Source organism: Luteolibacter sp. Populi, from assembly GCF_040801775.1.
Taxonomy (GTDB): domain Bacteria; phylum Verrucomicrobiota; class Verrucomicrobiia; order Verrucomicrobiales; family Akkermansiaceae; genus Haloferula.
Map to the genome: position 1 here is coordinate 6405431 of NZ_CP161812.1, position 14946 is coordinate 6420376.

Below are 14946 nucleotides of genomic sequence, written 5' to 3' on the forward strand. Positions count from 1 at the left end.
TCATCGGTTCGGTTGCTTGAGAATGAAGGAAATCTCGGTGCCGCCGCCAGCTACCGCCACGGCCTGCAGCCGGACTTCCAGCGAGCGGGCGATTTCGCGGCAGAGGCGCAGGCCCAGACCGCTGGCTGCCGCGAAATGATCGGACTCGCCGGCTGCAAGCCCGGCCGCCACCGCGGGCGGCAGTCCCGGACCGTCGTCCCTCACCGCGAAGCGCAAGCCTTCCGGCACCTCGACTGCGGTAACGATGATCTCCCGGCTGGCGAACTTGATCGCATTCGACAGCAGGTTCCTCACCAGGGTCTGTGCCTGCACCAGGTCGGTGAGGACCTCGGAGTTCCGCGCCAGATGCGCCTCGACCGAAACCTGCCTGCGCGCGGCGGCCTCCCGGTGGAGGGCGAGCATCGGCTCCACGACCGCGTGGGCCGGATGAGTTACGATACTCGCCGTACCTCCACGGGCATGCGACCACGAGACCAGATTCCCGACCAGCGAGAGCAGCTCGCGGCCCATCCCGGCGGTATCGCGGGCGAAGGTCTCGAGCACGGCGGGATCCCGCGGAGAGGCGGCAAGCTGCTCCGCGCGATAGGTGAGCCCGGTGAGCGGGCTGCACAGATCGTGGGCCAGGATCGCGATCATGCGATCCTTGTCCGCCACCGAGCCTTGTAGCTCGCGGGTGCGCTCGAAGACTTCCAGCCCCAGTTCATCCGCATACGCTTCCTGGAGGATGCGCCGCTGTTCCCCTTCGGCGAGCAGGGCTTGCTGGGCGGCGATCTTCTCCCGCTGCAGTCCGGCATAGCGATAGGCCACGGCGAGCGAGAGCAAGAGCATCTCCAGGGCCGAGGCGGTCATGACCATTACCCCGGACTGATCGAGCGAAAGGGCTTCGAACAAGGCCACGAAGACCGGCAGCAGTCCCGAGCAGATCAGCCCGGAAATCAGCACCAGATAGCGCGGCGATCTCTCGCCCTTCCGCCACGCGATCCACGAGAGCCAGAGCAATACGAGGTGAGCCGCAGCGCCGCCGAACCACACCGCGGGGAGCACCCGGGGCAGCCAGGGCGCGAGCAGAACGCATCCCGCCAGCAGGGCCAAGAACCCTTGGCACCATCGCAAGGTCCGGGCCGCCCTTGGCGACCACTGCGGCAGATCGAGGAAGCGCCGGGCAAATTCCATCAGGAATATCCCGGCGAGCGCCTGTGCGATGCTCGCCACCACTTCCATCACGGGGGATCCGAGCGCCTGGCCGAAGAGTGCCAGATCTCCGCGCAAGATCAGCATGAAGGCCGCGAAGAATACGAGGTAGAGCAGGTATGGGCCCGTATCCCGGAAGCGCAGGCGCGCCCACAGGACCGCATTGTAGAAGAGCAGCGCGAGCACCGCACCGATGTAGAGACCCTCCGCCACGGCGTGCTGCATTTGCCACGCATGGAATGCCGTCTCGTCCGGCCACCACACCGGCAGCATGTAAACGGAAAGCGAATCGTTCAGCCGCAGATAGGCGGTCTGCCCGCCATTCGCTGGCACCTTGACGGGGAAGGCGGTATCGCGACCCCACAGCGCCTTGCGCCCTGGCGGCGTCCATTCACCGGACTCCTGCCGCTGCCAAGCGCCCGCTGCCGCCGGATCGCGGATGAAGCATTGGGCATGGTCCAGATAGCAGGCCGAATTTGCGAGCACGCCACGCAGCTCGACCGACCCGGGATTGTTGAGGCGGATGCGCAGCCACAGATCCTCGCCCGGCCGCGCGAGAATTGCCCGGCCCCCTGGCCACAGCGTCCATGCCGTCGAGGCCTCCGCCTGGTCCACGCCTCCGCTGCCCGCGGCGACCACCAGGGATTCCACCGTCGAGCCCGCGGTGTCCGGGAGAGACTCCATCTTCCGGTCACTGCCCGCCAGCCGGACCGCCAGCCAGCCGAGGACGACGAGCGCGATTCCCATCGGGATCAGCAGCAGGCGACGGTAGGGCTCGGGCTTCTCCGTCACGCTGCCGAATCCAACAGGGAGAACTGCGGCGGGCAAGCGCCCTCTCGTGAATACCTCGTAGATCTACCGGGTTTGTCCGGTTGGGCGAGATCCCGTGCTCCCATCGGTTTTCTCGATGTTACGCCGCTTATTTTCGATTTACGGCGATGCGGGATCTCCGCTACTTGGAGGGCCGCAGTTATCACGTTGGATCCGTTTCTATCCTGCTACCTCGCCGGTTCGGAATTGACATACGCCCTGAATGCTGTTTTTCCAGCAAGTTCACGAAAGCCACTCCACCCGCCCGAGCCGATGCTGTCCCGCCTCCTCACACCTCTCGCCCTTCTCTCGTCCTTGTGCCTCGCTGCCGGCGACGGCATCCCTGCCTCCGGCGGCCTGTGGTTGCAGTACAAGCCGGCGAACGAGCCGTCGTCGCAGAGCGGCGTACCCACCTTGGTCGGCCGTGCCAACGAGATCCAGACCACCAGCAACTACCGGATGAAGGTCAACCACGCGACCGGCGTGGTCGACGCGGCACCGCGCGCCGCCTTCGATCCGGCCACGGACTTCATCGTCGGGGATGGCGCCAGCCCGGTCTTCTGGACCCGCTCCTGGGAAGACCCCGGCGGTGTGATTTCGATCCGTGATTGGTCGACCGGCGCGATCACAGGGACCACCACGGCTCCGGAGGGTGTCGCGCTTTCCAAGACCTATCTGGACGATCAGGGGGCCGTCATCTTCGGCGGTCGGAAACTGGCCACCTCGGGCTTGAACGGGGAGAACCCGAAGGTGGTCTCCATGCAGACCTCCGGCTCCAACTTTTGGGCGACCATCGCGGCGGGCAGCAACTGGATCGCGGTCTCTTACGAGAACGAGACCACCTACAATCCGCGGATCGAGGTCTACAACCGGAATACCCTGGCCTATCTGGCGGGGATCAGCCCCTCGGGCCGCGCGATGGCCGCGCACGGGAATCTCCTCGCCTTCCTCAGCAGCCCCAATAACATCACCATCCGCCAGCTTCCCGGTCTCGCCCCCTTGGCGAACATCCCGCTGCAGCAGGGTGGGGGCTTGATCGACATGGCCATGGTGGAGGGCGGGCTGTGGGTCTTCCAGCGCGCTTCGAATCTCTTCGGCAGCGAGTTCCGCTACTACGACCTTGGTAATCCCGCCTCGCCGGTGGCGTCGAACCGCCTCACCCCGCCGGCGTGGACTTCCCATGTCGGCTGGCCCTATCAGCCGATGCTTGCGGGCAGCGGCTTCCTCGCCTTCGCCGCGGATGACAAGTCGCTCTGGGCCTGGCGCCGCGGCGAGAGCGGCCCGATCGCCAAGATCGTCCCGGCAGCATCCGCTCGCGAGGGCTCCCCCGCCTCCTTCAAGGTGAAGCTCTCCCAAGCTGCACCCGCCGCCGTGCAGGTGCAAGTCACCGCCCAAAGCGCGACCGCCATGCAGGGCCAGGACTTCGGCACCTTCTCCACGACCGTCAACATCCCGGCCGGAGCGATCGAGAGCGCCGCGCAGGAAATCACCATCCTGCAGGACACGGTGCTCGAGGCGAACGAGTCCTTCATCCTCGCCAGCGGCACCACCAGCGGCTGCATCGTGGAGGAGACCGCCGTGCCGGTGATCATCGCCGCGAATGGCTTCAACGTCGAAGTCCAGCGCCAGTACGACACCAATCGTACTTTCCGCCTTCAGACCGTCTGGGGCACCGATGGTCCCTACCTGATCGGCTCCGGCAACGATAACCCCCACACCGGCGGCCCGAACCGCACCGTCGTGATGAATTCCGCCACCGGCGCGATTGTCGGCCAGCACACCGGCGACGGCCTCTCCTACAGCTCGGACACCCGCAGCGTGAAGGATAGCATCCTCTTCACCTACTCCCTTGATACCGGCACTGCCTTGCAGATCCCCGGCCTCCAGGTGATCGGCTCGCGCATTCCCTCCGGCGGCAAGGTCGTCGGCCCGCTCGATGCCCAGCACATGCTGGTCACCCGGAGTGACCCGAACCGCGTGATGGTCCTCAAGCACTCCGATGGCTCGGTGGTCGCCACCCACACGCTCGGCATCAATGCCCCTTCCGTGACCATCGCCCGCAGCATCGAGGGCGTCACCGGCCCGGCCGTCGTGGTGCAGGACAGCGCCTTCACCCCGGAGGACGGGGCCATGGATGTCCTCAAGATCCTGAATCCCGCGACCCTGGAGGTCATCCGCTCCTTCTCCTGGCCGAGCTTCCACCCGCAGATGGGCACCTCATCGCAGCTCGTCGCTGCGGGCGGCCGGCACGCGGTCTTCGTGGGATACAACGGCGTCTCCGTGGTGGACACCGTCACCGGCGCGTGGCGCTGGACCGTGCCGACTTTCTCCACGGGCGGCATCAGCAGGGATGCCTGTGTCCACGGCGATCTGCTCCTTATGCGCGGCCTGAGCCTGACCCAAGCCTCGGGCGAGACCCTCCGCTACCGCTTTCTGGATCTCAAGAGCGGCGCGATCGTGGAAGACCTCAGCTTTGAGGATCTCTCCGGCAAGCCCCTCTTCGCCGCCCCCAGCATCCTGCAGGAGACACCTACTGGATTCTTCGTAGCAAACAACCGCCAGGGCGTGAACATCATCACCAACCCCGTCCGTCCGAATGTCCAACTGCTCGCGGATCCCTTCGAGGACAACCGCAGCGGCGAGCTCCGCGTCGTGGCCAAGGAGAATTTCGATGGCAGCCACCCGCTCCTCATCGGCGAATATAACGAGGTCCTGGAAGACCCGTCGTCGCCCCTCTTCGGGACGCTGCCGCAGCAGATCGATCTCACCGCCGCGGGCACGACCCTGCCGCTCGATTGCAAGCGGCCCGTCGCCACCTCGGAGATCCCCTTGCTGCGCGCCATGTCAGTCGGCCTTCCGGGTGCCGCGGCGGGCTTCGGTAGGACCACCGTGACCACCCACGTGGATCCGGTGCCGGAGCAGCCCTTCTTCACCGGCGGCCCCGTGCGCACCACCTATGCGGTGCCGGCCGCGGTGGGGAATAATGTCCTCGCGCTCGGCTACCCGGGCGAGTCGCAATACCTCGCGAATCCCAGCGGCGCGGTCGACCTTTACGACAAGAACACGGGTGCCTTCCTGCGGACCATCTTGCCACCCGCGGGAGGCAAGAGCATGCGCTTCGGCGCGGCGCTCGCGATCACCGGCAGCCGCCTCGTCATCGGCGCACCGGGGAGCAGCGACCCCGCGATTCCCGGACGCGTCTTCGTCTACGAGACCGGCACCGGCGCGCTAGTGAGGGAGCTCAAGCTCAAGAAGACCGTCGCCTTCGGCTCATCGATCGCCGCGAACGGTTCGTGGATCGCCATCGGCGCACCGGGCACCCCCGGCGTGCTGCCGCCCACCGGGCAGAACGAACGCGGGAAGCTCATTCCCGGGACAGTGGCCGTCTTCGACGCGAAGACCTTCAAGCTGCGCTACAAGGCCAGCACCAAGGGCGAGATGCTCGGTTGGTCGGTGGCGCTGGACGGGAATACTTTGTTCGCGGGCGCGCCCTTGGCCTCGCTGAAGCTCCCGGTGTCCGCCCCCTTCGCGGGAATCGTGCGGTCCTATTCGCTGCCGGTCGGCAAGAAGAAGGGCAAGCCGCTGCCGATCCTCGGCTCGATCCGCCCGGTCGCTAGCGGACACTTCGGCGAAAAGGTGGCCGTCAGCTCCACCGTGCTCGCGGTGTATTCCTCTCCTGCGGCGGACGGGAAGAGAGGGGTGCAGGTCCACTTGCGTGAAAATCTGTCGCAGACGGCTGTTCTCGGCGTCCCCGGCACCGATGCCGGGAGAGGCGTGCTGCACGTGACCGGGGATCTCATCTTCTCCGGCGGCGTCACCGACCCGCTGCGCATCTTCGACCTCGACGATGCGCGCCCGGAAGTCAGCTATTCGATCCCCCTTGTGCAGGGCTTGGCGACGGATGCGAATTATTTCTACTGGGGCGACACCGCGCCGCACCGCGCGGCACTGCCTGCATCATCCGTCTCCTCATCCGCCGCGCGCTTCCTCGCCGGAGCCGTTCCGGCTGACGATGGCGACCTGAACCGCGACGGTCGCAAGGATGAGATCGACCTGCTTCTGCAGCATCGCTTGGCGAAGGGCATGCCCGTGACAATCGAGGCCCTCACGCAGGCTGCGGGGGAAGGCAGCGCCCGGCGCTTCCGCTTCGCCCTCGATGCGGACATTCCGGAAGGCATGGCGGTGGGCTTCGAGTATTCCGCGGATCTTGCAAGCTGGTCGTCTCTCCTCACTTGGGATCCTGCCGCCGCCCGCTGGCTCGATGCCGCCGGGCATGCCATCGGCGGCACCGCCGGAGCGGAGGAGGAAGCGTGGTACTATGAGTGGCAAGCCCCCGCCGGGAATGCCTACTTCCGCACCCGCGTCGAGATCCCGGATTAGGGAGGATAAGGGAGATCAGCCCGGAAACCATCGCCAAGCGGGGTCCCTGGCGAGCGCGGCAACATCGCCTCCACCGGCGAACACCCGCCCGAACAGGACGGCTTCCACCGCATCACCACCCCGTGAAGCGTGGTCCTTTCAGGGCGACCGCGCTCCTCGTGGCACGATCTGGCGGCGGCGGCCTCCGGCATTCCCGGAGATCGGGATCGCGCCGCGCCTTGGCGTTCATGGATTTGCCCCGCGGGAGGGGGGCTTCGGAGCGCTTTGGGATTTTTAAAAAATTCCGATGATGCAATCATCCTTGGCATTACCGATAGAATGGCTTGCCAAGGGTCGGAGATTGCGGAGAGCATCCACGCCAGCCAAGGCGTTGCCCGCATTCCCCATGAAGTTCAGTATTTCCAAAGAAGCCCTGCTCGAAGGGCTGCAGAAGGTCCAGCACGTGGTGAGCACCCGGACGACCCTGCCGATCCTCTCCAATGTGTTGCTGGTGGCCAAAAACGGGCGGCTGACCTTCACCACGACCGACCTCGATGTGGGCATCACCGGTTCGGTGGAAGCCAAGATCGAGAAGGAAGGCGCGACCACTCTGCCGGCGAAGCGCTTGGTGAACATCGTCCGCGAGTTGCCTGCCAGCGAGGTCGAGATCTCGGTCGATGCGAAGAATATCGCCTCGATCCAGAGCGGCCCGTCTTTCTTCAAGATCATCGGACTCGGCCAGGACGATTTCCCGCCCCTGCCTGACTTCGAGGGCGCGAAGGAATTCCGCATGCCCCAGGCGCTGCTGCGCGATGGCCTGAAGAAGACTTCCTATGCGATCTCGACCGATGAGACCCGCTACGTCCTGAACGGCATCTACACCTCCTTCCGCGAAGGCAAGCTGACGCTGGTCGCCACCGATGGCCGCCGCCTCGCGATGGTCGAAAACGACCTCGATTTCCCCGCTAGCCACGAGACCGACGTGATCGTGCCGACCAAAGCGGTGCAGGAGCTGATGCGTCTGCTCGGCGATGCCGGCGAGGTCCTGATCCGCCTGAGCGACAGTCAGATTTCCTTCTCCATCGGCGACCACCTGCTGATCAGCAAGCTGATCGAGGGCAACTATCCGAACTACCGCCAGGTGATCCCGGGTGACTCGACCGAACGGGTCGAGCTGCCGCGTGAAGCGGTCTTCGACACCGTGCGCCGCGTTTCGCTGCTGTCTTCGGACAAGTCGAACTCGGTGAAGCTGGTCTTCGGCGAGAACAGCGTGGAAGTCACCGCGAACTCGCCGGATGTCGGTGAGGCCCGCGAAACGATGGAAGTCCAATACACCGGCAAGGCGATGCAGATCGCCTTCAACCCCGAGTTCCTGATGGCTCCGCTGCGGGCCTTGGAAAGCGAGACCGTGTATCTGGATCTGATCGACGAGATGAGCCCCGGGGTCATTCGCATCGACGGCAGCTTCCTCTACGTGATCATGCCGATGCGCGTGACGGGCTGAAGAGGCGGAGTTGCCTCTCGACGTCCATCAAGTGACGGGGCGATAAGCGACTCGGCTTCCCGGCGCGATGGCCTGTCCCCAGAGGACGGACCCGCCATTCATGAAAGGATGGAAGCGCGCCGGTGAGGGCGCGAGGCGCTGCTGGAAGCAGAGTTCCTCGAACAAGCCGCCGATGGTGCAGGCAAGCGTGTCGAATCGACCGGTGAACCCGGGATGCTCGACATCCACGGTTTTCGGGCTGACACCGCCGGAGAGCTTGGCGAGGGCTTCCTTCAGATCAAGGGGCGTATTCACGTTGTCGAGGGCGGCGGGATGGACCAGGTCCAAGACCCGCGGGGCCAGCGACTTTAGGAAGCGCCGCGCACCGTATTCGCCGCGGGCCAGCCATTGCGGAGCCTGGGCGATGGACTGGCCTTCATAGATGGTGCAGAGGGGCTCCGGCTGGCCGTCGAGGCGGTTGGCGTAGCCAGTGGCGTTTCGCGATGGATCGCGGCCTTTCAGGAGGAGCCGGAGGGTCTCCGCATCCATGAGGAAAAGGTCCCCGCCGAGCAGCAGGGTCGGTTCGCCGGGGCGGGCGTTGTGGAAGGCCTCTAGTGCCGCCAGCGGACCGCCGCCGGGATGGCGGTCCCGGATCAGCGGCAGGTCGCAGGGCGGGGGAGAATCGTCGCGCATCGAGAGCATCGGCTCGGTGCCGGCCGCGCGGGCCAGGCTGACGAGCCAATCGATTTGGCGCTGGCCGTCGGGCCGTGCGATCAAGGTCTTGTCGCGGCCCATGCGGGTGCTACGTCCGCCGATGAGGATGAGGGCGACCATCGGCGGCAGTGTTGGCGTGGGCGATGTCCTGTGCAACGCTCTTGCCAACGGATCTTCCTTGTCCTGCCTGCCGCGATTTCGCTGCATGAGATGTCATCCCCCGATCACGCCCATGAAATTCCGTATCTTGTTTGCCTGCCTTGTCCCGCTCTCCGTGATGGAGGCCGATACACTGCGGATCGTCGAACTCAGCGATCTGGGAGTCGGGAAGAGCGAAGATGAACCCACGGTCAGCCGGACGCCATGGCACGAGGGCGGCAACGTTGTGTTCCCGGGGATCCGGGGCGCTGCGGTGCTTGAGGCGTATGTGGTAGGGCTGGAGCAGCCAGGTCAGCCGCAGGTCCCGCAGGGATCTCTGCGGGTTGCCCTACGGCTGAAGGACGACAAACCCTTGGAGGGCTTCGTGGACCGGCTCCCGACCCAATACGCACCCACGCTGGTGCCGCTGGCTTTCAAATTCGATCCGGCGAAGTTTCCCGCGGCGAGCGAGGAAGAGTTCGCCGCGATCCGGAAGGAGCATGATGCGCGCCTCGCGAGGGCATCCGTTCCGGGGGCGGCCTGGTATCGGCATCGCGCGGGAGTTGTAGCCGGAGAAAACCGCCCGCGTCCGGAGGATGAATTGGACAGCACCTTTCGCATGGCGAGCGGCGGTCGCGCGGTGGCGGAGAATCTGGCTCTGGATCGGGAATTGATTCTGGCGGACGGCATCAAGGGCGAGGCGGTGGACATTTCCACGCTGAAGGGGGTGACCGTCCGCGCGATCGACTGGACCGGCAAGATCAAGCCCGGCGAGGTCAAGGTGGACCCGCTGGCGATGCTGATCCCGCAGGATCAATACGTGCTCTTCTCGCCATCGCTGGGAGCCTTGCTGGAATTGAAGGCCGTGGTTGAAAAGGAAGGCGCACCGATCTTGCAGACCTACGATGTCCGTAGTCCTTACCGCGACCTGGTCTCGCGCTATCAAGCGCAGATGGGGATCGATAACCTCGAGTTCATCGCCAGCACCCTGAACATGGGCAGCGTGGCGGTCACCGGCGGCGATCCCTTCTTTGCCACCGGCACGGACATGGCGCTGGTCTTCGCGACCGACAAGCCGGACCTGGTGCTCGAAGCCTTGGCGACGACGATCGGCTTGAAGGCGAAGCTGCGAGGCGTGGAGGTGAAAGAGGACGGCGGGATCCGCAGCTACCAGACGGCTGACCGGTCCTTTTCCGCGCACCTGGCGAAGTTCGAGGGCGCGGTGGTGATCGCGAATTCCACCGCGTCATTGAAGCGGGTCGCGGCGGTGGCCAGGAAGGAGGCACCGGCGCTCGGCGCACTGGAGGAGTTCAAGTTCTTCCGACAACGCTATCCGCTGGGCGAGGAGGAGAGCGCTTACCTCTTCCTCTCCGATGCGACGATCCGGCGCTGGTCCGGGCCAGCCCTCCGGATTTCGGCCTCCCGGCGTACCCGGGCCGCGGCGGCGCTCGGCGAGCTGGTGGCGAGCAAGATCGACGGTAAGCCGGCCATGGAAAGCTTCGAGAATCTGCTCGGGAAAACCAGCGATGCGGGCGGCACGATCCGCAGCGAGATCTACAACACGCTCGGCTTTCTCACGCCGGCCTCGGAGCTGGAGGTCAAGACCGTGAGTCCGGCGGAGGCGAATGCCTACGAACGCTGGCGGGCCGGCTACGAGAGCGGCTGGCGGAAGGTCTTCGATCCGATCGCGCTGCGGCTGCGGATGAAGGGCGGGAAGCGCGAGCTCGACCTCTCGGTAATTCCGCTGACGATCGATAGCGGCTATCGCAGGTGGATCGACGTGACCGGCAGCAAGAAGCCGGAGAAAGGGGCACAGGCGGCCCATCCGGAGGCCAAGGCCTTCTTCTCCTTCGCGGTCGATCACGAGAGCGAACTCTTCCGCAAGCTGGGCGAGCAATCGCTGGAAATGCTGCCGGGCCTCAAGGCGAATCCGCTCGGCTGGGTGGGTGATTCGGTCTCGGTGTTTCTCGATGACGGGTTCTTCTGGAGAGCGCTCAAGATCAGCGACAACGAGAGGCTGCTGGGGATGAACTACCTGCGGATCCCGTTGGGAGTGAGGATCGCTTCCCGGAGCAGCGTGCAGCTCGCGGTATTCATGACGGCTCTGCGCGGGATCGTGGAGGAATCCGCACCCAACCTGGTGGAGTGGCAGCAGCGCAAGCATGGCGAGACGACCTACGTCGCCGTGGTGAGCCAGGAGGAGGAGTCCACGCCCATGAGCGCCGCGATCTACTATGCGGCGTTGAAGGATGCGCTGATCCTGTCGCTGGACGAGAAGGTGTTGCAGCGCGCGGTCGACCGCGCCGGGAAGAAGCCGGTGAACACCGGCGAGCATGTCCGTGCCGAGGCGGATAGCGACGCGTCCGCGCTGTTAGGGATGTCGGGAGCCTCGCGCTTGCGCCAGCAGCAGTTGGAGAGCTGGGCCGCCTTGCCGATCCTGAACGAGTGGCACCGCCGCGATCCGTCCAAGGATCCGGGGGTGGAGTATGCGGCGGCATTCAAGGAGGACATCCGCTGCCCGGGCGGCAAAGGCTACCGCTGGAACGAAGCGGCGGGGACGATGGAGTCGGTGGTATTCGGCTTTCCGGCCGAGCCGCGCGGGGAAGAAGTGAAGTTTGCCAGCGGTCCGCTGCGCTTCAAAGCCGGGATCAACTTCGAGGACGACGGGCTGCGCCTCCACGCCAGCATGGAGCCGGTGCCCGCACCGCCACCTGCCCCTCCCGAAGCGGAGATCGAGGTGCCTGCGGGATTCCCGCAATTAAAGGATCTGGTGCCGACCACGGAGGGCCTGGAGCTGACCTATCAGGTGGATGAAACGGATGCGGAAGGACCCTATAAGAAAGTGCTGAAGAATCTAGCTCCGGTGACGAGGGAGGACGGGACGCTGGTCTCGGTCCAGGGAACGGTGGACGCGGAGGGCGAGGATGAAGACTACGGCTACCTGCAGGAGCAGTTGCTCTCGGACAAGGGCTATGCGGTGCTGAGGATGAAACGCGATGATGTGGAGCGGATCTACACGCTCCCGATGCCCTTGCTGCCGGGCAAGCTGGCCCCCGGCGTGAAGTTCGGCGGCGATCACCGGTCCGACACGAAATCGGAAGAGGGCTTGGGCAAGGATGGCGGGGAAGTGAGGGCTCGGGTGGTCGGGCTGGAGACGGTGGAGGTCCCGGCCGGAGTCTTTGAAAATTGCGTGAGGATCGATGGCGAATTCGATTACCTGGCACATGGAGAAATCGGACGCGTGACCGACTCGACCTGGTATGCGCCGGGAGTCGGGATCGTAAAGATGACATGGAAGAGCGAGTTCGATCACGGCACGGAGGTGCTCGAGAAGGTCGTGAAGCCTTGACGGCAGGGCGGGGGGCTCCACGCTCGTTTCATCCATGGACGAAGGCGGTCAGATCGAGATCCGGCGCTTGCGCGTGAAGACCCGCATCGGCGTGCCGGAGGAAGAGCGCGCGGCAGTGCAGGAACTGCTGGTAACCGTGCGGATCAAGCCGCGCCTGGATTTCGCGGCGATGGGCGATGAGATCGGCAAGACAATCGATTACGCCGCGCTGGCGGCAGCAATTCAGGAATTGGCGATGGAGAAGCCGCGGCGCTTGATCGAGACCCTGGCAGAGGATGTTGCAAGCTTGGTCCTAACAGACCCGGGGGCGGCGGCGGTGGAAGTGACGGTGGAGAAGTTCATCCTGCCCGACACCGAATGCGTGGCGGTGCATCTCAGGAGGAGTGCCCGATAAACGCCTGCGCCCGGGACCGCGGAGGCTCCGCCCCGCAGAAACGACCGGCCAAGCAGACAACATCTCGCGCCCGAAACCGATAGCGGCATCGCATGCCAAGGAAGCAGCCCGGGCTGTCCGCGGGATATTCATCAGCTAGCGCACGGGCCGCGACCGGTCCTCCGCATCGATCTCCAGCGGCGCATCCTCGTAGCCGTGGAAGAGGCATTCGACGAGATACTGCTGCATGAAGGGGTGGATGCCGCCGAGACGCTGGTACTGCTCCACATGCACCAGTTCATGCCGCAGCACGCCCCAACTGCCCTTCAGGATGTAGATCCCGCGCCCCAAGGTCATGCCCGCCGGAGTGATAATCCGGAAGCCAAAGCCTCGCGCCATCTGGATCAGCGCTTGGGGCACCGGGACGGGGACCTGCGGCACCTCTAACACCCGTACGCCCTCGGGATCTTCGATCTTCAGCTTGGTCGCGAAGGCCAGGGCTTCCGCAGCAAGCGGTTGGCCTTCCGTTAGAATCCTCCGCTCCTGCACCTGCGCCCAGCGCGAGACCGCCGGGGCCACGCCCGAGGCCAGCGTAAGCGCGAGGCCGAGCGGCAGGATCATGGCGTCATGCGAACTGCTCGGCGAGCGCGGCCTTGCTGTAGTCGCGGTTCATCCGCGCGATGTGATCGACGCTGATTTCCTTCGGGCAGGCAGCTTCGCACTCATAGTGGTTGGTGCAGTTGCCGAAGCCCTCACGGTCCATCTGGCGGACCATCGAGAGCGCACGCTTGTCGCGCTCAGGCTGACCCTGCGGCAGGTGGCCGAGGTGGGAAATCTTGGCGGAGACGAAGAGCATCGCGCTCGCATTCGGGCAGGCGGCCACGCAGGCCCCGCAGCCGATGCAGGCGGCGGCGTCGAAGGCGGTATCGGCCGTGTCCTTGGCGATCGGGATCGAGTTCGCATCCACGGCGGAGCCGGTGCGGATGTCGATGTAGCCGCCGGCGGCGATGATCCGGTCGAAGGCACCGCGATCCACCATCAGATCCCGGATCACCGGGAAAGCATGGGCGCGGAAGGGCTCGACCCAGATCGTATCGCCATCGCGGAATTTCCGCATGTGGACCTGGCAGGTGGTGGTGCCGCGTTCCTTGCCATGGGGGATGCCGTTGATGGTTAGCGAGCAGGTTCCGCAGATGCCCTCGCGGCAGTCGTGGTCGAAGTGGATCGGCTCGCCGCCATCGGTGATGATCTTCTCGTTGACGATGTCGAGCATCTCCAGGAAAGAGCAATCTTCCGGAATCCCGGCGGCGGGATAGGTTTCGATGCGGCCCTTGTCTTGGGGGCCGTTTTGACGCCAGACCTTCAGCGTGAGGTTCATGATCGGGAAAAAGGCGGTCCGTGCGGGTGCTGCCGGGCCACGCGCCGGAAGGTAAAGGGTGGCGCGGCGGGCGCTAGTCGAAAAAGCCGGTTTTCCAGCCCGAATTCCACGCAAGTCGCGAATTCCGGCATGGTCCGGACAGGAAGCGCGTGTCGGAAACGTTGCTACTCCCGGCCCGCGCCCTTGGCCTAGGCTCGCTCACCACCAGAAATCGCATGCAAAACCGCCGTCCTGCCCCGCTCCTGCTCGCCGCCCTGCTCTGTCCGCTCCTCTCCCTCACGGCTTGGGCCGAAAAGGGGAAGCCCTTCCATTTCGCCCACCGCGGCGGAGCCTACGAGTTCGAGGAAAACACCCTTTTCGCTTTCCGCAGTAGCTACGGGCACGGGATCCGCGGCTTCGAAACGGACATCCGCATGACCAAGGACGGCAAGCTGGTGATCCTCCATGACGATTCGCTGGATCGCACCCACAACGGCAAAGGGCCCGTCGAAGCCCTGGACTCCGAGGCCGCCAAGGGTATCACCTCCAAGAAACAGGGCGAACCGCTGCTCTTTCTCGATAGCCTGCTCGACTTCCTCTCCGACAAGCCCGGCCTTTACGTCGAGTTCGAGATGAAGACCAGCAACAAGAAGCTCTATCCCGACGAAGCGATCGATGGCTACGTGCGGAAGGTCTACGATCAGATCACTGCTCGCAAGCCGGAGCGTTCCACCTGGGTTTTCACCTCCTTCGACCAACGGCCATTGAAGGCCATCAAGGCGATCAACCCCGAGGCCGAGATCATGCTGATCAAGGGCGGCCCGCTCGATGACGGCCTGATCGCGGCGGCCAAGAGCATCGGTTCCCACCGCATCGCCTGCAAGATGGAGGGCACCACCCGTCTCGCCGTGGCAGGTGCCCAGAAGCAGGGCTTCATCGTCACCGGTTGGCCGGGCCACGATCTGAACGACTACTTCCTCGGCCTCGGCCTGGGAGTGGATGCCATCTGCAGCGATGTCCCCGTGATGTTCCAGGAATACATCGAGACCAAGAAGCCCTGAGCTTCCCGGTGCTTGAATGAATCGTGGCGGGTCCGCTCTCCGGCAGGCCGGCCGGCCTACCTGTGCCATATGCCTCAGGAAATTTCCCCTTGGGCATGAAACAAGCTTTTC

Annotated in this window: 9 protein-coding genes; 5 read left to right on the forward strand and 4 right to left on the reverse strand. The window is 65.0% G+C overall.

Annotated features, from left to right (window positions below; genetic code table 11):
* Positions 1-1983: a 7TM diverse intracellular signaling domain-containing protein gene (locus tag ABWK72_RS26090; RefSeq protein WP_367872506.1), complete on the reverse strand. Its 1983-nt coding sequence runs from the start codon at positions 1981-1983 to the stop codon at positions 1-3.
* Positions 1984-2274: 291 nt separating this feature from the next.
* Between ABWK72_RS26090 and ABWK72_RS26095 the strand changes: the two genes are divergently transcribed.
* Both ABWK72_RS26095 and dnaN read left to right on the forward strand, forming a co-directional pair.
* Positions 2275-6381: a hypothetical protein gene (locus ABWK72_RS26095; protein ID WP_367872507.1), complete on the forward strand. Its 4107-nt coding sequence runs from the start codon at positions 2275-2277 to the stop codon at positions 6379-6381.
* A gap of 385 nt (positions 6382-6766) precedes the next feature.
* Positions 6767-7864, forward strand: a complete 1098-nt coding sequence (gene dnaN, locus ABWK72_RS26100) for a DNA polymerase III subunit beta (protein ID WP_367872508.1) — start codon at positions 6767-6769, stop codon at positions 7862-7864.
* 27 nt (positions 7865-7891) lie between these two features.
* Here the strand turns inward: dnaN and ABWK72_RS26105 are convergent, their stop codons facing one another.
* Positions 7892-8677, reverse strand: coding sequence for a molybdenum cofactor guanylyltransferase (locus tag ABWK72_RS26105; protein WP_367872509.1), 786 nt, complete (start codon positions 8675-8677; stop codon positions 7892-7894).
* A gap of 112 nt (positions 8678-8789) precedes the next feature.
* Here ABWK72_RS26105 and ABWK72_RS26110 point away from each other — a divergent pair, with 112 nt between their 5' ends.
* Together ABWK72_RS26110 and folB are read left to right on the forward strand one after the other, a co-directional pair.
* Entirely contained in the window at positions 8790-12044 is a 3255-nt protein-coding gene (locus ABWK72_RS26110; protein ID WP_367872510.1) for a hypothetical protein, read from the forward strand.
* 34 nt (positions 12045-12078) lie between these two features.
* Positions 12079-12438, forward strand: a complete 360-nt coding sequence (gene folB, locus ABWK72_RS26115) for a dihydroneopterin aldolase (RefSeq protein ID WP_367872511.1) — start codon at positions 12079-12081, stop codon at positions 12436-12438.
* A 135-nt stretch (positions 12439-12573) separates the two neighbouring features.
* Here folB and ABWK72_RS26120 read toward each other — a convergent pair whose 3' ends face one another.
* Together ABWK72_RS26120 and ABWK72_RS26125 are read right to left on the reverse strand one after the other, a co-directional pair.
* Positions 12574-13038: a hypothetical protein gene (locus tag ABWK72_RS26120; RefSeq protein ID WP_367872512.1), complete on the reverse strand. Its 465-nt coding sequence runs from the start codon at positions 13036-13038 to the stop codon at positions 12574-12576.
* Between the two features lie 4 nt (positions 13039-13042).
* Complete coding sequence (locus ABWK72_RS26125; protein ID WP_367872513.1) at positions 13043-13795, reverse strand: succinate dehydrogenase/fumarate reductase iron-sulfur subunit; 753 nt, start codon at positions 13793-13795, stop codon at positions 13043-13045.
* A gap of 215 nt (positions 13796-14010) precedes the next feature.
* On the opposite strand from ABWK72_RS26125, the gene ABWK72_RS26130 reads away from it, so the two are divergent.
* A complete protein-coding gene (locus ABWK72_RS26130) occupies positions 14011-14835 on the forward strand; it encodes a glycerophosphodiester phosphodiesterase (protein ID WP_367872514.1) in 825 nt (274 codons plus the stop codon).
* Positions 14836-14946: the final 111 nt, after the last annotated feature.

Excerpts from the sequence above, each read along its gene's own strand:
- folB (WP_367872511.1), top strand. The coding sequence starts at position 12,079 with ATGGACGAAGGCGGTCAGATCGAGATCCGGCGCTTGCGCGTGAAGACC.
- ABWK72_RS26125 (WP_367872513.1), bottom strand. The coding sequence starts at position 13,795 with ATGAACCTCACGCTGAAGGTCTGGCGTCAAAACGGCCCCCAAGACAAG.
- dnaN (WP_367872508.1), top strand. The coding sequence starts at position 6,767 with ATGAAGTTCAGTATTTCCAAAGAAGCCCTGCTCGAAGGGCTGCAGAAG.
- ABWK72_RS26120 (WP_367872512.1), bottom strand. The coding sequence starts at position 13,038 with ATGATCCTGCCGCTCGGCCTCGCGCTTACGCTGGCCTCGGGCGTGGCC.
- ABWK72_RS26095 (WP_367872507.1), top strand. The coding sequence starts at position 2,275 with ATGCTGTCCCGCCTCCTCACACCTCTCGCCCTTCTCTCGTCCTTGTGC.
- ABWK72_RS26130 (WP_367872514.1), top strand. The coding sequence starts at position 14,011 with ATGCAAAACCGCCGTCCTGCCCCGCTCCTGCTCGCCGCCCTGCTCTGT.
- ABWK72_RS26105 (WP_367872509.1), bottom strand. The coding sequence starts at position 8,677 with ATGGTCGCCCTCATCCTCATCGGCGGACGTAGCACCCGCATGGGCCGC.
- ABWK72_RS26110 (WP_367872510.1), top strand. The coding sequence starts at position 8,790 with ATGAAATTCCGTATCTTGTTTGCCTGCCTTGTCCCGCTCTCCGTGATG.